A 17,585-nucleotide genomic window follows, 5' to 3' on the forward strand; every position below is an offset into this window, starting at 1 on the left:
AAAAGACCTATGGATGCGGCGATATCCATAGGCTCTAAAAGTACCGGACAGGTTGATTCGAATCGTTACATCGGAAGATGTGCTTTTAGCGTGTTGATTCGATACAAAGTGCATCCACCAGCGTGGAAACATCAGTATTTTTGTCAATAGTCCAGACAAAATCAAGCAGCTGTCGCGCGCTATCCGCCGCTCCCCAGCTTCTGTACAGATCGCTGAACTTGGCTTCCAATTCCGTATCACTCACTGGATTACCTGCGTTCCCTTTAGGATTGGGCTGCAAATGCGTATACACTGAACCAGCCATATTCAAAACGCTGATGCGGGTGGACGAGTTGGCGGGAAATGCGGCAGTCAACTCCGGTACCGCTGATACACTGATCCGCTTCATCATCTCCAGAACTGCTCTGCTTTGCAATTGATCCGTTTCGTAGGCAGTGCTGGAGAGGCTTCCCGTTATCCACGCATGGGCGACCGTATAGGGCATGCTGTGATCGGCCGTTTCCCGATTGTCCGGCGCCCATCGGCCGGGATCCTGCCCCATGGCGAGATAGGCAGCTTCATACGTTTCAATTTCTATACGTTGTACATCACTGGCGGCAACGGTATTGCGAAGTATGAGCGCCGCGTCCACTGCAGATTGTCCGTGGTAACACACCGGATGCAATTTAAGATGTGTCTGACAAATGAGCGGGACAGCGCCACCGCCAGGATCCCATTCAAACCTGCCAAGTATCTCCCATAGCCCCCCCTTGCCCTCCACTGGTGCCGTTGGCCCGGTAACCCCCTCGCGTGCCAGCATGGCCGCAAAAACGCCATTGCGAGCGCCATTGGGGCCGCCACACCCTTTCCAGTCAGAGAGTGTGCCACAGCGTACGTTATAAAGATGAAGATTCGCAGCCAGCACCAGACACAATGCATTGGCCGTCTGCTGCTCCGAATAATCCAGCAGACTGGCAATGCCGGCGGCGGTTCCTGCTGCCGCAGCAGTCCCCTGGTCAATACCCCTGGCTGCCATTTGAACACTTGCGCACAGGCTGCAATAAATTTCATAGGCTACGACCACTGCCGCTAACAGCGATTTTCCGTCGCTATGGAAGGCTTCAGCCACCGCAATGAGCCCTCCCAGCATATCGCTGGGATGGCCATTACTTCGCGACAACACTGTGTCACTGAAATCCTGATACCGCAGCATCGTTCCATTGGCGAAAGCGGCCATTTCAATAGACGTCTCTTGTCCGGTGCCCCAGATGCGTGCGGATGGGGTTGAATGCGTGCGGGCTGCCAGCTTCTTTATTGATAGACAAAACGGTTCAGCTGATGCCGCCGCCGCGCATCCCAGACTGTCTATAATCCGCCGGCGGGCCTCGTGAATGGCTTCTGGGGCGATCGTGTCAAATGCGGTGTCGACTATGTAGCGCGCAAGTTTTTGTATGGTCGCGTCCATCAGTGCTCCAGCACTCGTAAGACCAGGGTTGCATCGTCTATCCTGTCCAGATGTTGAATCATCTCTATCGCGCTCATCACGCCATCCGACGCTGGCTTTACGGCTGCCAGCGCGGCACTTTCAGAAAACTTGGCGCTCAAATACGTCCAATCCATCGGACATTCAATATCGCCTGGCACGTTATCGCCCACTCGTGAAAATGAACGCCCGTCATGCGTGATGATGTCCAGTCGGCCTTTGGGAAGTTTGCCCGCCCAGTTAAATTGCGCATCGACCACAGCTGTGATTTTCTCTGCGGTTGCCAGCACCTGCGGATCGGCAAGCGCGTCGCCAATGAAATCGGTCAGTTTGGCCGAACCGTTGGTAGCGGCAACAGCCACACAGTATGGAATACTGAACTTTGCATCGGCCGCCGTTGCAGGACGGCGCCTGCTTTCAATAGGCTCGCACAACTGCTTCTGGAAGTCGCCGACATTCACCCGTATTTCGCTGATGTCGGCGACTTTCAACTGATGCTCCCGCATCAGTTCCAGCGTGGCATGGATAAAACCATGTGAAGCGCCGCAGGAGGGCCATGGTTTGTACAGAATCTCGCCACCGTGGTAGTGCTGCCCTAAATCCCTGATCATGCCAGTGCGATCATACTCGTTGTCAAAATAGACATTGAACAACCCTGCCTTGCCTTCGAACATACTCTGTACACCCCGAATCCCCTTCTGCGCCATTAACGCGGCCAGCACAGCACCTTTAGTTGAGAAGCCCGCATACATGCCTCGCAAATCGCTACCAACCCCATAGGCAAGTTCCAGGGTACCGCAGCTTTGCATACCGGCAATGCCCAAGGCGCTGATCGTCTGTTCTTTAGTCAGCCCCAATACATGCGCCGCGCTGGCTGCTGCAGAAAATACGCCAAGCACTGTCGTCAGGTGCCAGTCAAGCCGGCTGGGCACATGGCGACGCATGCGCAGAAACATGTCCTGCCCTGCCGCGACTGCTGCGATCAGCTGTTTACCGGAGACACCACCACGACGCTCAGCCAATGCAAATACAGCTGGAACGATTGAACTGCTGGGATGATGCCCTTCCGGGGCATGATCATCAAAATCCAGACAATGAGCCATCGCGCCATTATGAAATGCGGCCCAGACGGCAGGCGCACGTCCTCCAAATCCCATCAGCGAGCTCTCTGGCGTACCGCCCGCTTCGGTTATCAGTGCATTAACGGCCTTCACTGCCGGCTCGACGCCTGTTGCGGCGAGAATGACCCCGATCGTATCAAGAATACTTTTTTTCGCGCCGTCAACAGCGTCGGGCGACAGGTCCTCGAATCGAGTATTGATAATAAATTCAGCGAACTCATGCGAGAGATCTGTGGGTGGGGTCATATGCTGTCTGCTGTATAGGGTTGACGGAAGTGATTCGACAGTGTGCACGTTATACCTGATGATGTCGAGTTGCATTTCATTGCTTTGTGGTAAACAAATCTAACCGCGTATGAAAGCGGTGTTGTGTTCTCTTCGGGTAAGTAAAACTTACGCTTGCTCGCAAGAAATTTGACTGGACGGAAAAAGGGTATGGCTCCAGACTGCAAACCATTCCCCCATATTTGGAGACCTGCTAATGGATTTCGCCTATCGTCTTGCCGACAATGCCGTTACAAGGCAATTTGATTCTTTGTCCACCGCTACCGTCGATGCCACGAATGACGGCCTTATCGATAGTCTTGCCTGCGCGCTCGCCGGCGTTCGTGCCCATGGACTGGATCAGGCGCGAACAGCCCTGGGGCGCTGGGGCCAGGACGGCTGCACCGTCTGGGGTGGTTTTGGTAAAGCACCTGCCCCAGTTGCCGCATTTCTGAACGCAGTGGCCTTGCATGCGCTGGACTATGATGACACCGATGATAAAGTGCCGTTGCATGCATTCGGCATGGTGTTACCTGGATTACTAGCCGATCTGGAGGAAAACCTGCCAGACTGCGACGGACAGCGATTTCTCACTGCGTTGGCGGTTGGCGTGGATGGCGCAATGCGTGTCGGTCGTGCGGGCGGCCCTAAGGGATCACGCGGTTGGAACTATAGCGTGATCAGCGGTTCTATCGGGGCCGTTCTGGCCATTGCCAATCTACGCGGCTGGGACGCACAGATGACAGTGGATGCGCTTGGGCATCAATTGACTCAGACCAGCGGTAGCCTGCAATCGATCATCGACGGTAGCCTGGCCAAACGATTTCAGCCGGCTCAGTTGGTAAAAAATGTCATGTTCTCGGTTGCGCTTGCCCAGTCCGGCATTGACGGCCCCAGAAACGTCTTTGAAGGCAAAGCCGGATTTATCAATCTGTACCAGGATGGAAAGTTTGATCTTGAAGCGGCTGGCCTGAATATGCATCATTGCAATCTGATTGAAGATCTCAGTCTGAAGCCCTATCCGGCCTGCCGTTTTACTCATGCGCCAATAGATCTGGCGCTCGAACTGCACCGGAACGAAGGCCTGCGCCTGGACGATATAAAACACATTGACATTCGGGTCAGCGGCCAGGCAGTGAATATGGTCGGCCGGCAATACGACCCTCGCACAGCGGGCATTGTAGATGCGCAATTTAGTATTGCTTACACGGTCGCCGTTGGGCTGGCTAAAGGCGCTGTGCTGATCGGTGACTTCACGGATGAGGCCATCCGCGATGAAAAAATCGGCCGGTTTGCACATAGCCAGATTACTATCACTGCCGATGACGCCTTGCCGTTTCTAGGTATGACACCTGTGTTTTTCGACGTGACATTGAATGATGGCCGTGTGATGCAGGTGCAGACGGATGTTGTGTCAGGCAGCCCCCAAAAGCGTATGAGTGCAGCACAGTTACGGGATAAAGTGGACGACTGCCTCAACTATGGCGAATCAGATACCCGCACTGATGCGCTGGTGAATGCCGTCGAGTCATTGCGAACAGGTATGCCGGTAAAAACACTTTTGGCATTGCTATCGTAATGTCGAACCACGCAGTATCCTGAAATAGACGGCAGCCGCCGTCTGCGCTTGCGGACGGCGTTGTGACAGACCTTTGCAATCTTTACGGCAGTTTACTTAGCGGTCAATCCCGCCTGATCGACAAGTGTCTTCCATTTTTCCAGCTCCTGAGGAAAGCGGGTAGCAAGTTGTTCGCTATCAAGGTAGTCAACAGTGCAACCCTGTACTTTGCACAAGTTTTTAAATTCTGTGCTCAATGCAATTTCACCGACAGCCTCAGAAATCTGTTTGACGATGTCCTTTGGTGTCCTGGGCGGCGCCAGCATAATCACATTTGATGCGAATTCGTAGCCGGGCACACCCGACTCGGCGATCGCCGGCACCCCGGGCAGGTTGCTATCCCGCTGGGCTGTCGATACCCCCAACACCCTGAGTTTCCCGGAATGAACAAAAGGCAGCGGCGCGGTTAGTCCGGTGAACGACATATCGGCCAAGCCATTTGCCGTATCAAGCAAAGATTGAGTAGGATCTTTATAAAGTACAGAATTTATCTGAATGCCCGCCTTTTTCAGAAAATAGGCACCCGCAATTTGAGAAACTCCGCCAACCGAAGCAAACGACAGTTTTCCTGGGCGGCTTCGCGCTGACTCGACCAGCTCTTCTACCGAGTGATAGGGAGACGCAACGCCGACAGATAGGACGATAGGAGATTTGTTCAGTTGAGCCAGCGGCATAAAATCAAGCGCATCATAGTCAAGTTTGAGTGACCATTGGTTTATATAATGTGTCGAGTAGGTCAGCAGTAAAGTATGGCCATCAGGCGCGGCACGGTGCACTGCAGCCGTGGCGATTGTTGCACTCGCGCCGGGTCGGTTCTCTACAATAAATGTTTTGCCAAATTTTTTGGAAAGACCGTCAGAGAGATATCGGGCCGTAGCGTCGCTGGCTGTCCCCGGGCCTGTTGGCACGATGATTTTCACCACTTTGCTAGGGTACGGTGGGTTTGCCGCAAGGCAAGGGATTGAGAATGCAATCCCGAACATGAGTGTGAGCACCGGCTGAGTAACATTGAACATGACTGCTCCTGGCTGATTAATTGTCTGAGTGGCCCTTCGTGCAGCAGGCTCGGTTATTTTTGCAGGTCTGTTGGTACTGCAAGCTGTACCACCCTATCCCAGCGGTCTGACTGTTCAAGATGCATAATCGACTCAACGAGTTGACCGATTGCGTCGTTGCTGATGACATCCTGCGCATTATGTCTGAATTTTTCTATCAATTCGGCATCCGTCATTATTGAGTCGGGTTCTGGAGACGGGCTTCCCTTTGGAAAGCGCCGCTCCTGCAAAAATGTTTCGCCGCGCGCATGTAGTTCTACCCGTGCCGGTCGACTGGCCGCATTGCCACTCAACAGTGCTACATAGTCCGGATGTGGTTCGCTGCTCACTTTTTCCATTAGTCTGAGCACTGACGGGCTTTGGATAAAGTCTGGTTCCAGCCAGGCCCTGCCCGGCCGCAGACCATGTGCGGCGACGGCGATGCCGTGGTACATGCTGAACTGGGCATCATGCACATCATCTATCCTGCGATTAATCCAGACAGGCTTTTGCGCAAAGCCTTCCACAAAAATTTTGATACTGTCAATCTCGTCTGGTTTGATCTCATTCTCGCTTACGATTTTTGAAACACAATCCAACAGTGCATTGAACACCCGGCAGTGAGGATAGGGTTTATATGAGGTATGCGCAGGAAAGAGCCATTGTTCTCCAAGCTTATTCACAATGGCATCCGGCTCCCATTTGCTGGAGCCGATAAAACGGGGATAACCATATTCCGCATCATCAAGAACCTGTACATCACCCCGATGGCCGAACTCTGCCATATAAGCCGCAGTGACAGCCTGAAAGGCCAGCGCGCCTTTCAGCGTGTATTTGATCGTTGTTGCGGGTGCATGATGTATCCAGGACATCATGGAGTTGACTGGTGATATGCAGGCCGCGATGCCCAGCCCGTTGGCGATGACTTGCGATGAGTGTCCCCGCAATTTAGCAATACCTGCGGCGGCACCGAATATCGGGCTGGTATAGCCGAAAATTTTTGGTGGATCCGGCTCGCCGTTCTTTGTATCGCGCAAATTATCCACTGCGCGCCCAAATCGATGACCTATTTCATGTCCGATCGCAATAGCTTCGATTATTTGCTGGCCACTTGATAATGCAGCTTCACCTGCTGCCATGATGCTGGACAGAACCGCCGGAGCTACATGCCCCGGAACCGTCACAACATCCATGTCCATTGTGTTGATCAACTCTGCATTGGCAAAGGCTGCTGCTGGAATGGAAACACGCCGGGCATCACCGATAATTGACGCATCCATTCCGCCTGAACCCATCAGTCTGGCAAAATCGCGTCCGGCCTGGCCTTTTTGAAAATGAAGACCGGCAAGCGCGCAGCCAATGGAGTCGAGCAGAATTCGCTTGCTTTCATGCACTACTTCAAATGGTAGTTGCCGATAGGTTGTTGATTCGGTGTAGTGCGCAAGCTGTTCTATGATGGTATTTTTCATAATATGTCTCCTTAAATTGAATTTATTATTTGTGTGGTCACGATCCCAAATAGGCTTCGCCTATATCCGGATCCTGCGCTATGTCAGTGGCATCACCCTCTCTCACAACTCGCCCCACGCGCAAAACATAGGCGCGATCGGCAATCTTGAGCGCTGCACGCATGTTTTGCTCGACCAGTAAGCAGGAAACGCCTTGGCTGCGTAGTGAAGCAATGGTCGCTAGCACATGCCGGGAAATGAGTGGCGACAAACCGAGAGAGGGTTCATCAAACAAAATCAGGCGAGGCCGCGCCATCAATCCACGACCGATAGCTAACATCTGTTGCTCACCACCGCTCAGGTTGCCCGCTGTTTGGTCAAAGCGCTCCCGCAGTCGCGGAAACATCTCCAAGACGCTCTGCACAGTAAAATCAGGGCCGTTACCCGACGCATCGACAACCCGCAGATTATCTTCGACGCTCATGGCTGGAAAGATTTCACGCCCCTCAGGTACATGGATCAATCCGTGGGCACTCAGTTGCCAGGGCTTAAGCCCACGTATCGGAGTTCCGCCCAGCGAGATTTCCCCGCCTGCCGCCGGAACGATACCGGAGATGGCGTTCAACAAGGTCGTTTTACCCGCCCCATTCGCACCCAGAATGGCAACGATTTCGCCTTCATTCACATGAATTGAGACTCCATGCAGGGCTTTGACTTTGTCATAAACCGCACTCACGCCGTGAACATTCAGAATCCGCTTATTCATCCGCTGCTCCCAGATAGGCTTCAATTACATCAGGATGCTGCAGCACGTCAGCAGGCTGACCTCGCTGTAACGGCCGCCCATCGGCCATCGCAAGACAGCGATGGCATAACTTACGAATGACCCTCATGTCATGCTCCACAATGATGACAGTTCGCCCTGGTGCCACTTCTCGAACAAGCGTAATAAAGCTGTCACTGTCCTGATCATCCATTCCCGCAGCGGGTTCGTCCAGAAACAGTAGTTTCGGGTCTGGCATAAGCGCAAGGCCGACCGCCAGGCGCCGCTGCACGCCATAGGCGAGTGTGCAGGCGATACGTTCACGATCGTCCCACAGTCCTGTGATGCCCAGAACCTCTTGAGCACGACTGAAAAAAGCGTCTCTTTCCTCTTGCCAATGTTTTGAATGCACAAAACGTCCGAGCATCGAATGGCTAAAAGACTGATGAGCTGCAAACAGCAGATTCTGCATGACCGTCGCTTCCGCAAAAACGGCGGTTCGTTGGAAGCGGCGAGCGACCCCAAGCCGGGCAACGACATGGGCTGACATACCCTGGATCGTTTTTCCCAACAGTTGTACCTGGCCGGTGGTTGGCTGGATAATGCCGCACAGAATATCGAACAGTGTTGATTTTCCCGCTCCATTCGGACCGATAATGCCAAATATCTCGCCTTCATGAATCGTTAGATCAATCCCTTTCAGTGCTGCAATTCCGCCGTATTTCTTTGTTACGCCAGTGGCCTGCACAACGACGTCGGCTGACACATTCTTCACGACGGTTTGTTGTTGTATGATTTCAGCTACCGACATGATGTCTCCTTTTTAATCGTGAGATACATGACAAACCTAGTTGGTGCAGTCCGTCAGGCAGAAAGGTCATAATAAGAATAATGGCCACTGAGAATACTAATAGGCGGACGTTGACGTCCAACTCCAGATAAAACGGAAGAATGCTAAATAATCATTGCCCCCAGTACCGGCCCGAATAACCAGCGCGTACCACCCAGCAATACCATCAGCAAAGCGTCAACAGTGATGGCAATATTTAATGATTCATGTGTAATGATCTGGGTATAGGGCACCGAAAGCGCACCAGCAATGGTGGCAATCACTGCGCTGAGCATGAAAGCCTTGAGCCTTTGTCGAAATACATTCACGCCAAGTGAAGTCGCCAGATGCGGGTTCTGACGTACGCTTTCCAGTGCGTAGCCAAATCGCGATTGTCTGATGGCGTTAAGTATTACGATGATGAGCAAAAGCGTGGCTGCCGCCGTGTAGAAGTATTGAATGGGGCTTGTAAGGTCAATCGTGAAAAATTGCATGTCGGGCAGGCCAAATATCCCCATTCCGCCGCCAGTGACACTTTCCAGATTTAATACCGCGACGACAGCGACACTGGCCATCCCCCACGAGACAATAGCGAAATAAGCGCCGGTCAGACGCAAGGTGATCATGCCGATGACAAACGACAGAGCGATGGTGATGGCAATACCAGATAGAACCGAAAGCGCATAGGAAAAGCCAAGCTTTTGCATACCAATTCCTACCGCATAGGCCCCAAGCCCGAAGAAAAGAGACTGCCCCAAAGGCACCTCCCCCACTCCGCCGAGCATAACGTTAATACTCAGCGCAAAGAGAGCAAGTGTACTGGTATAGCCTGCCAGTGTAAGCAGAAACGTATTCTCAATAAGAAGCCCGTATAGCGCGATAGCCAAGGCCCATGCCAGCATCAGTTTAAAAAACGTCGTATCTTTAATTTCTTGTAATCGCATGTCAGTATCTCTCTTTGCTTTTCTTGCCGCGCAAGCCTTGCGGCGCAACAAGCAGGACAAAAATGACCAGAATCCATCCCAATGCAGGCGTCCACGGTACTGATACATACGTTTCGAACAGCGCATTGGCGACACCTATCAGCAATGCGCCAAGCAAAGAGCCGGAAATACTACCCATACCGCCCAGTATGACGACAATGAAGCTGTTAATCAGAGAGGCATTTCCCATCGTTGGAAAGACGTTGGATATGGGAGCAAGCAAAGAGCCTGCCAGGCCCGCCGCTCCAACTCCTATCATGAATGACAGGGAGCGGATGCGGGGTACATTAATGCCGGTGTAGAGCGCCCCGCGCGCATTCTGGGATACAGCGGTAACCTGACGCCCGCTACGGGCAAACCGCAACCAGAATCCAAGTCCGCTCAACACCACCAGCGCAACCACCAGAATCAGAATTCGCTGGCCACTGAATACCAGCGCGAATATCGACATGCTTGCGTCGGAGAATGGTGAAGCCACCGGTTGCGGATTGGGACCGGCAATCAGTAACATGAGTGATATCATCGCCTGCGAGAGCGCGAAGGTCACAATTACTGAGCTGTAGTTGCCCGCGCCGTATAGACTTCTCCTGACGATGAATAGCTCCGTTAAATAAGCCGCGATGACAACAATTCCCAAAGCGATGAGCACGGCCAACAAATAGGGCACGCCCAGATTGACTGCCAATAATACTGAATACGCTCCTAGCGCGAAATAGGCGCCGTGCGCGAAATTAACAATACCCAGAATGCCGAATACCAGCGTCAGGCCCACTGCGATCAGCGCGTAGCCGGCTCCCACCAGCAAGCCATTGAGGAAGGTTTGTAGAAATAATTCCATGGTTTGGCCCGTAAGTTCAGTTTTCTGTTCGAACAACGGGCTTCAATGATGTGCCCTGAACCTGTTGAATATAGAAATATGGCGCATGAGCACGGCCCTTTTCATCAAATCTAAGCGTTCCACGCGGTGTGATCCATGTGTTGGAGCGTAGTGATTTTTCCAACGCTGAATAGTCATTCGCCGTTTGCGCTTTATCCATCGACCCGGCAATAAGGTTCACGCCTTCATATACAACCAGATGCACTTTGCCAGGATCCTGGTGGTAGCGGGATCGAAAGGCGCTGACGAAACGCTGCGTTTCAGCAGCCTGGTCCAATGTCGAAAAAAATATCTCCTGTGATCACGCCGTCCATGACCCCCTTTGCTGCGTTCATGACGGTGGGCGTCACGACACCCGGTGTGACTGCCTCGGCGCGAAATCCACCCAGCTGGCGAGCCTGCTTCCAGAACTGGACAAGCCGCGCAGGCGCGCCATCCGCTACATAGACCAGATCAGGATTCAGAGATTTGATTTTTGTTATGATCGAAGTAAAGTCGTTGGTTTCTGTATCGTATAGCGAGACGCCTACCAGCTCAATATTAGCCGCTGCCAAATCTTTCTTCATGATATTAAGCAGCGGTTTCGCAAACTCAGTATTCTCACCAACAAATGCCACGGTCTTCGGTTTTAATACATTTACAATATATTTATTGAATCCACTCGCATTCATGCTGGTGGTGTTATTAATCTGAAACAGCCATTTGTTCCCTTGTTCAGTAATCGCGTCTGCCTGCGCTGCGCTGTTGATATACAAAATACGATTTTTGGCAACCGACGATTGTGCCAATGCCAGTTGGCTACCCATTCCTCCCAGAATGGCGTCAACTTTATTAAGGGCAATCTGTTTTTGAGTTGCACCAACCGCACCCTGTGGCGTGCCCTTATCGTCTTCGAATATCAGTTGTAAAGACCGTCCGTTTAATATGCCTCCGGCAGCATTGATTTCCTCCACCGCCAGCTCTGCTGCCTGACGTGCTTCGATACCATATGCCGCTGCTGCGCCTGAAAATGGCATTACCAACCCGATCTTTACCGGTGCCGCTGCGTACACATGCCCTGCCATGCACATCGTGATCACTGCAGACGCGAAACGGATTTGTCGATTTATATCGTTCATTAAAGTCTCCTTATGTTTGAGTTATCTTTTTTTAATTGAAATCGCTGATCACCCAAATGTTTGCGCCAGTACCTGACCAATAGCAGACGCCAGTACGCCATTTTGATCGATTCCCCACAACGTAGTGACTATCTTCTTACCCTTGTCCTGCCCTGCCAGCGCACTCACACCCTCGTATAGCTTGGTGGCGACTTCATCATCACTCATAGGATTATTGACATGCCCTTTCGGATAGAGAATCTCTTCGGACAACTGAACCCCATTGCGTGTTTCTACCGTCACGCGCGCGGCAGCGCTCTTTGGCCATAAAGATGAGAGTGCCGGGTCTTCTGATACCTGTATTGTGGACATCACCTTACGGACATCAGGACATGCCAGACGATCAGCCTGGAAGCTTGAAGGCGCTATTGCGCCATGCAGCAATGCGGTCGCAACCACAAACGGCAGGCTGTGATCAGCAGACTCCGATGTTTGTGGCGCCCATTGATGGGCCCCATCTGCAGCCATTTCAAGCGCCGTACGATACGTATGGACATGCACCTGCGAAATGGTATCTTTTGCTAGTTTAGGAAATAACTTTAGCGCCGCCAGCGCGGCCGATTGCGTGTGATAGCACACTGGCAGCGGCTTGATGCTGGTGCGCGCAACCATACGCAGCGAGTCCCCGTGGTACAGAACAGGCCACTCAAATTGGCCTGTCACAGACCATAATCCCTGTTTGCCATCGAAAATCCCCGATGGGCCGATGACTCCACGTTGCGCCAGGGTTGCCGCGAACACGGCATTACGGGCTGCGTTTGCGCCCGCACAGCCTTTCCAGTGGCTCAGTTCCCCATGCCGTGTTTGTCTGAGCGCCATATTGGGACAAATAGCAAGTGAAATGGCCTGTTCCATTTGTGACTCATCCAGCCCCAGCAGCCTGGAGGCACCCAATACAGTCCCTAACGTCACATGGAAGGCCTGATCCCAGCCTTTTGCGGCAAGATCAACTGCATCCATCAGCCCACAATACACATCGTATGCAATTACAATTGCTTCGATCAACGCTTGTCCGCTAGCTTGAGCTGCCTCTGCAACTGCAATCAATCCCGCAATCATATCGCTGGGATGGCCGCCACCGCCCTTGCCGATAAAGGTATCGCTATTTTCACCCACACGTACCATTACGCCGTTGGCAAATGCCGCCATCTCCGGCGTCGTCCGAACGCCAGTGCCCCAGAGTGCTGCATCAGGCGCTCCCCGATAGCTGCTTGCCAGCGTTCTCATTGAAATACTGAGAGGGTGATTGAATGACGCCATCGCGCAGGCGATACTATCGATGATCCGTCGTTTGCACTCATGTACGGTTTCTGCACCCAGCCTTTCGTACCGGGTGTTCTGTGCAAGCTCAATCAGTTGCTTTGTTATCAAATTCATCGCTTAATGTTTCATTAGTAAGTTTTTGCCGCAGCATTCCAATAATGTAAATGCCAAAATTCTAGAAAGTGGTTGCTAAAGACAGCAATTCATGCTGATCAGAATTTCATTAATACAGACTTGGTCTGTGTATAGGCGTCGATCGATTCAGCGCCATATTCCCGACCTATTCCTGATTGCTTGTAACCACCGATGGACATACCGGGATCTGCATCGCCATAAGTATTAATCCAGACGCGCCCTGCCTTCAGTGCACGGGATACGCGCTGGGCGCGGCTGGCATCTCGTGTCCATACAGCCGCAGCCAGCCCATAGATGGAATCGTTGCTTTTGAGTATTACTTCGCTTTCGTTGCTGAACGGAATAATGGAAAGTACGGGTCCGAAAATTTCTTCCTGCGCGATCTTCATTTCATTTTTGACATGGGAGAAAATGGTCGGTGTGACAAAATAGCCAACATCGCCCACGCGATGACCGCCCAAGCGCAACCGCGCACCTTCGCGCGTTCCTTCCTGTACATAGGAGAGCACACGGTCCATTTGCCGTCTCGAAATCAATGGCCCCAATTGCGTATCGGCTTCAAATGGTTGTCCGACCTTATATTGTTCTGCCACCGAACAGACCTGTTCGACAACCATGTCATAAATCTCGTTATGTACGAAAAGTCTGGTTCCGGAAGAACATATTTGTCCTGAATTTCGGCAAAATGAGACTACCGACGCGGCAATTGCAGAATCCAGATCCGCATCGGGGAAAATGATATTCGGCGATTTGCCCCCGAGCTCCAGAGAAACCTTTTTCATATTGTTGGCGGCGGATTGCAGAACATGCCGGCCCACGACTGTCGATCCTGTAAAAGCGATTTTGTCTATCCCAGTATGTGCGGACATCGCAGCGCCGGCGATGGGCCCCAGACCAGGGACGACATTCAATACGCCTGCAGGAAGCCCGCTTTCGTGGATCAATTCGGTCAGTCGCAATACGCTGAGCGGCGCCTGCTCTGCCGGCTTGAATACTGCTGTGTTCCCGCACGCCAGGGCCGGCGCGATTTTGGTCGCCGCCATGCCCAATGGCACATTCCAGGCGTTGATCAACGCGCAAACCCCCATCGGTTCACGTAGCATGTAAATAAAACGGCTGTCGTCCGATGGGTTAGTCGTACCATAAAGTTTGCTGACCCAACCGGCGTAATAGCGAAACGTTTCAGCGATATGGGGAATCCGTTGGCGACTGGCCGTATACGGCACCCCTGTGTCATAACTTTCTATTGATGCCAGTTCGTCCCCGTGAGATTCGATCGCATCGGCAATCTGCATCAGATAACGCGCGCGCTGATGTGGCGAAATACCCGACCAGGCAGCGGATTCAAAAGCCTGTCGTGCCGCCGCTACCGCTTTGTCGATATCAGTCTCGCCCGCTTCGGAGACCTCGCTCAACACCTGTTCCGTCGCCGGATTCTCCGTGGCAAATGTCTTTCCTGATTGGGCATCAACCCATTTACCGTCGATGAAAAGTTTTTTGGTTCCGGAATTAATCCAGTTCAAAGCTCGCAACTGACCGGAGTTAAACCCCGTCGTATTTATATCTGAAATATTGAGTGTCATAATATTTGCCTAAAGAAACAGAAAGAATGGCCTGACCGCGTCGATATTCATGCCGCCCGGTGTAGTGTTTTCAAATCGGACAAAATCATGTCGGCCCCTTTCTCGCCAATCATGGTAGTGCAGGCAGCGGTGTTCCCGGAGCTGGGGGTGGGCATGATAGAAGCATCAATAACGCGTAATCGGTCAATTCCCCGCACCCGTAACTGGGAATCCACCACGGCCAGAGAATCATTTCCCATCTTGCAGGTGCCGACCGGATGGTAGGAAGACTTTCCGTTATTGCGTATGAAATCAAGCAGCTGAGAATCTGATTGAATATCGATTCCGGGCTGAACTTCGCTTGTGATACCTGATGCTATCGGTTCAGTGGACAGAATCTTGCGTATCAAACGCAGCCCATTAATGGTTGCCTGCTGATCTTCCGGATCTGACATAAAGTTAGCGTCAAAAATCGGTGCAGCGAAAGGGTCGGCAGAACGTAGAAGAACCTGTCCTCTTGAAGCAGGCCTAACCCTGTAGACGTTGGCGCTGATCGCCTCGTAATCGTCGACGGTTACGTACCCATCGGCAGACTGGCTAAAGGTAATCGGACGGAATCCTATCTCCAGATCCGCGTAGGGTACCTGATCGTTGCTACGCACGAATGCAGCTGCCAAAGTCGCGCTGGCAGTCAGATACCCATTCTTAGCCAGTAGGTAGCGCATGCCCTCGCGATATTTGCGCCATCCGTTCAGATCACGATTGTGCGACCAGCCTGGTCGCGTGCGCACCTTTATATGCGCACCGACGTGGTCCTGCAGATTTTTCCCAACGCCTGGCAAATGCAAGCGTGTGGCTATACCGTGTTGCTGCAGCTGGGCGCCATCACCTACTCCTGAGAGCATTAATATATGTGGAGAGTTCGCAACGCCGGCAGATAAAATTACCTCCTGATTGGCGATAATGGAACGTAGCTTATTATCTTGCATCAGCTCGACACCGATAGCGGCCCCATTGTCCATCAGTATCCGAGTGACATGCGCATTGGTGAGCACGCTTAAATTCCGGCGATTGCGTATGGGTGCAATAAAAGCATCGTAGTTCGACAGGCGTCGGCCATCACGGATGGTGGCTTGCAAGAGTCCAACTCCCTCCTCTCCCGACACGCTCAGATCTTTCACCTGCGCAATACCACAAGCGTGTGCTGATTCAATAAAACTTTGTACTGCAAGTGATGCCGGCGCTGCGTTCGAGATCGTTAAGGGACCGCCTTGTCCACTCAAAGCGTTGGAGATACTAGCGTTATTCTCCATTCGTTTGTAGTAAGGCAGGATATCGTTCCAACCCCAGCCTGCATTTCCCAGTTCCGCCCAATGATCATAATCACGCCGATTACCTCGCGTATAAACCATACCGTTGATTGCACTGCAGCCACCTAATGTTTTACCTCTGGGCCAGACGATCCTGCGGCCATTCAATGCAGCAACCGGCTCTGTCGTGTAGCGCCAATCAAATCGCTCATCGCCTATCAACATCGCCATACCGGCAGGTACGGTACTCCAGAAATTTCTGAAAGAGGATCCCGCTTCAATAAGCAACACGCGCACAGAGGAATCGTCAGAAAGTCTGCGCGCTACCACGCATCCAGCCGAGCCGGCTCCCACCACGATATAGTCCCAGTTTTCCATATTTTTCTCTTTAGCTCGAAAAGAGCCATTGTCTCCGTAATTTTTATGACGCTTAGTTTGATACAATGCGTCATTCGCGTCTAATTCTCTTTTTCACTCAGCTAATACAATTTACAAATGAGAGGTGCGGTTCAATGAAATTCCATGTCTTGAGGTACTTCGTCGTATTGGCAGAGGAATTGCATTTCGGGCGAGCCGCACAACGCCTGGCAATTACGCAGCCGCCATTAAGCAGCGCGATAAAGGCACTGGAGGAAGAACTTGAAGTGCTGCTGTTTCAGAGAACAAAAACCAGTGTTCAATTGACCCCTGCAGGAACCGTTTTCCTGAATGAAGCGCGCAAATTACTGGAAGGCGCCGCCAGAGCGAAAAGCATCGTCAAGTCGGTGGATCAGGGCATGAGCGGACGCCTGGACATCGGCTTTGGCGGAACACTGCTATTTCGCGATGTGCTGACCATAGTAGACACATTCACACGCGAATGGCCCGGTATCGAAGTGGTACTAAGAGAAATGCAATCCGCAGAGCAGTTCGAATGGCTACGCCTTGGTCGACTGGACGCAGGTTTCTGCCACGGTTCGACGGCGCCACCCAAACTGCGCTTCATGCCATTAAAAGATGATCAACTGGTGCTTTGTCTGTCAAATGAACATCCGATGGCCCGACATCAGCTGATTGATTTGAAGGAACTGGCTAACGAGTCGTTCGTCATGTTTGAACGTGACATTAACCCGGCCAACCACGATACGGTCATTAGTCTATTCAGTCGTGCCGGAATCTATCCCAGAATAGTCCACTATACGCGTAACTGGATGACGACGATGTCGATGGTATCTGAAGGCTGCGGAATGGCGATCGTTCCTAGTACGCTTGGTCGAATGCGAATGGCTGGCGTATCTCTTGTGCCCTTTGCCAAGTTTCGGGAACCGGCTCTTGGGATGCTGGCGTGGAACCCTGTCCTGACGAATCCTGCGCTCACAAAATTTTTAGAAAGCGCCGAACGAACGATGAAGAACATTGTAACCGGCTGAGCCATCTTCTCGACTTGCAGCACTGTTCTCAACATGGGCAGTACCTGTACTTAATGTCCAATCAAAGTACATCCCGCAGACACTTTCACTTTTTCTGTATCGCAGCACGCAGCCTAGTTATATTGAACCACACAGTCCTTGCCTGATATTACATACTGTCGGCACTTCATTCGCCCTGTACTGGCACGGTTATTGCTGACAATTGGTTATGCCTGAATAAGAGAATCGCACACGACGGCCAGACGTTCATCTGAATTGTGGCTGGCTGTGACGGGGCGTGGCCGCAGCGACATATCACATCGTTAATAAGTTTGAAATGACATTATTATCAGGAACAGTGAAGAAGCAGA

At 52.1% G+C, this 17,585-nt stretch carries 15 protein-coding genes; 2 read left to right on the forward strand and 13 right to left on the reverse strand.

What is annotated here, in order from left to right:
• Window positions 1-85: 85 nt before the first annotated feature.
• Both MIM_RS10605 and MIM_RS10610 read right to left on the reverse strand, forming a co-directional pair.
• Window positions 86-1,444, reverse strand: a complete 1,359-nt coding sequence (locus MIM_RS10605; RefSeq protein ID WP_025372735.1) for an MmgE/PrpD family protein — start codon at window positions 1,442-1,444, stop codon at window positions 86-88.
• On the reverse strand, window positions 1,444-2,829 hold the full coding sequence (locus MIM_RS10610; protein ID WP_025372736.1) for an MmgE/PrpD family protein: 1,386 nt from the start codon (window positions 2,827-2,829) through the stop codon (window positions 1,444-1,446). Before MIM_RS10610 ends, MIM_RS10605 begins: the two co-directional genes overlap by 1 nt.
• A 235-nt stretch (window positions 2,830-3,064) precedes the next feature.
• On the opposite strand from MIM_RS10610, the gene MIM_RS10615 reads away from it, so the two are divergent.
• A complete protein-coding gene (locus MIM_RS10615) occupies window positions 3,065-4,426 on the forward strand; it encodes an MmgE/PrpD family protein (RefSeq protein ID WP_025372737.1) in 1,362 nt (453 codons plus the stop codon).
• Between the two features lie 92 nt (window positions 4,427-4,518).
• Here MIM_RS10615 and MIM_RS10620 read toward each other — a convergent pair whose 3' ends face one another.
• From MIM_RS10620 to MIM_RS10670, 11 genes are all read right to left on the reverse strand, one after another.
• Window positions 4,519-5,481, reverse strand: a complete 963-nt coding sequence (locus tag MIM_RS10620; RefSeq protein ID WP_025372738.1) for a Bug family tripartite tricarboxylate transporter substrate binding protein — start codon at window positions 5,479-5,481, stop codon at window positions 4,519-4,521.
• 53 nt (window positions 5,482-5,534) lie between these two features.
• The gene (locus MIM_RS10625) at window positions 5,535-6,968 is read right to left on the reverse strand and encodes an MmgE/PrpD family protein (RefSeq protein WP_025372739.1); all 1,434 of its coding nucleotides are present in this window, start codon (window positions 6,966-6,968) and stop codon (window positions 5,535-5,537) included.
• Between the two features lie 37 nt (window positions 6,969-7,005).
• On the reverse strand, window positions 7,006-7,713 hold the full coding sequence (locus MIM_RS10630) for an ABC transporter ATP-binding protein (protein ID WP_084458967.1): 708 nt from the start codon (window positions 7,711-7,713) through the stop codon (window positions 7,006-7,008).
• A complete protein-coding gene (locus MIM_RS10635; RefSeq protein ID WP_052342300.1) occupies window positions 7,706-8,521 on the reverse strand; it encodes an ABC transporter ATP-binding protein in 816 nt (271 codons plus the stop codon). Before MIM_RS10635 ends, MIM_RS10630 begins: the two co-directional genes overlap by 8 nt.
• Before the next feature lie 143 nt (window positions 8,522-8,664).
• Entirely contained in the window at window positions 8,665-9,591 is a 927-nt protein-coding gene (locus MIM_RS10640; RefSeq protein WP_084458968.1) for a branched-chain amino acid ABC transporter permease, read from the reverse strand.
• The gene (locus tag MIM_RS10645; RefSeq protein WP_042071252.1) at window positions 9,485-10,360 is read right to left on the reverse strand and encodes a branched-chain amino acid ABC transporter permease; all 876 of its coding nucleotides are present in this window, start codon (window positions 10,358-10,360) and stop codon (window positions 9,485-9,487) included. Before MIM_RS10645 ends, MIM_RS10640 begins: the two co-directional genes overlap by 107 nt.
• A gap of 16 nt (window positions 10,361-10,376) precedes the next feature.
• Window positions 10,377-10,676: a type 1 periplasmic-binding domain-containing protein gene (locus MIM_RS23425; protein WP_025372744.1), complete on the reverse strand. Its 300-nt coding sequence runs from the start codon at window positions 10,674-10,676 to the stop codon at window positions 10,377-10,379.
• Window positions 10,660-11,517, reverse strand: a complete 858-nt coding sequence (locus MIM_RS10655; RefSeq protein WP_025372745.1) for an ABC transporter substrate-binding protein — start codon at window positions 11,515-11,517, stop codon at window positions 10,660-10,662. The genes MIM_RS23425 and MIM_RS10655 overlap by 17 nt, the downstream gene beginning before the upstream one ends.
• Before the next feature lie 48 nt (window positions 11,518-11,565).
• The gene (locus tag MIM_RS10660; RefSeq protein WP_025372746.1) at window positions 11,566-12,933 is read right to left on the reverse strand and encodes an MmgE/PrpD family protein; all 1,368 of its coding nucleotides are present in this window, start codon (window positions 12,931-12,933) and stop codon (window positions 11,566-11,568) included.
• Between the two features lie 98 nt (window positions 12,934-13,031).
• On the reverse strand, window positions 13,032-14,537 hold the full coding sequence (locus MIM_RS10665; protein WP_042070218.1) for an aldehyde dehydrogenase family protein: 1,506 nt from the start codon (window positions 14,535-14,537) through the stop codon (window positions 13,032-13,034).
• A gap of 47 nt (window positions 14,538-14,584) precedes the next feature.
• Window positions 14,585-16,204, reverse strand: a complete 1,620-nt coding sequence (locus tag MIM_RS10670; protein ID WP_025372748.1) for a GMC family oxidoreductase — start codon at window positions 16,202-16,204, stop codon at window positions 14,585-14,587.
• Window positions 16,205-16,338: 134 nt separating this feature from the next.
• Here MIM_RS10670 and MIM_RS10675 point away from each other — a divergent pair, with 134 nt between their 5' ends.
• Window positions 16,339-17,235, forward strand: a complete 897-nt coding sequence (locus tag MIM_RS10675; RefSeq protein WP_025372749.1) for a LysR family transcriptional regulator — start codon at window positions 16,339-16,341, stop codon at window positions 17,233-17,235.
• Window positions 17,236-17,585: the final 350 nt, after the last annotated feature.

This window comes from Advenella mimigardefordensis DPN7, assembly GCF_000521505.1.
In the GTDB taxonomy this organism is placed as follows: Bacteria; Pseudomonadota; Gammaproteobacteria; order Burkholderiales; family Burkholderiaceae_B; genus Advenella; species Advenella mimigardefordensis.

Excerpts from the sequence above, each read along its gene's own strand:
- MIM_RS10635 (WP_052342300.1), bottom strand. The coding sequence starts at position 8,521 with ATGTCGGTAGCTGAAATCATACAACAACAAACCGTCGTGAAGAATGTG.
- MIM_RS10625 (WP_025372739.1), bottom strand. The coding sequence starts at position 6,968 with ATGAAAAATACCATCATAGAACAGCTTGCGCACTACACCGAATCAACA.
- MIM_RS10660 (WP_025372746.1), bottom strand. The coding sequence starts at position 12,933 with ATGAATTTGATAACAAAGCAACTGATTGAGCTTGCACAGAACACCCGG.
- MIM_RS10610 (WP_025372736.1), bottom strand. The coding sequence starts at position 2,829 with ATGACCCCACCCACAGATCTCTCGCATGAGTTCGCTGAATTTATTATC.
- MIM_RS10655 (WP_025372745.1), bottom strand. The coding sequence starts at position 11,517 with ATGAACGATATAAATCGACAAATCCGTTTCGCGTCTGCAGTGATCACG.
- MIM_RS10675 (WP_025372749.1), top strand. The coding sequence starts at position 16,339 with ATGAAATTCCATGTCTTGAGGTACTTCGTCGTATTGGCAGAGGAATTG.
- MIM_RS10665 (WP_042070218.1), bottom strand. The coding sequence starts at position 14,537 with ATGACACTCAATATTTCAGATATAAATACGACGGGGTTTAACTCCGGT.
- MIM_RS10670 (WP_025372748.1), bottom strand. The coding sequence starts at position 16,204 with ATGGAAAACTGGGACTATATCGTGGTGGGAGCCGGCTCGGCTGGATGC.
- MIM_RS10605 (WP_025372735.1), bottom strand. The coding sequence starts at position 1,444 with ATGGACGCGACCATACAAAAACTTGCGCGCTACATAGTCGACACCGCA.
- MIM_RS10640 (WP_084458968.1), bottom strand. The coding sequence starts at position 9,591 with ATGTATCAGTACCGTGGACGCCTGCATTGGGATGGATTCTGGTCATTT.
- MIM_RS10615 (WP_025372737.1), top strand. The coding sequence starts at position 3,065 with ATGGATTTCGCCTATCGTCTTGCCGACAATGCCGTTACAAGGCAATTT.
- MIM_RS10630 (WP_084458967.1), bottom strand. The coding sequence starts at position 7,713 with ATGAATAAGCGGATTCTGAATGTTCACGGCGTGAGTGCGGTTTATGAC.
- MIM_RS10645 (WP_042071252.1), bottom strand. The coding sequence starts at position 10,360 with ATGGAATTATTTCTACAAACCTTCCTCAATGGCTTGCTGGTGGGAGCC.
- MIM_RS10620 (WP_025372738.1), bottom strand. The coding sequence starts at position 5,481 with ATGTTCAATGTTACTCAGCCGGTGCTCACACTCATGTTCGGGATTGCA.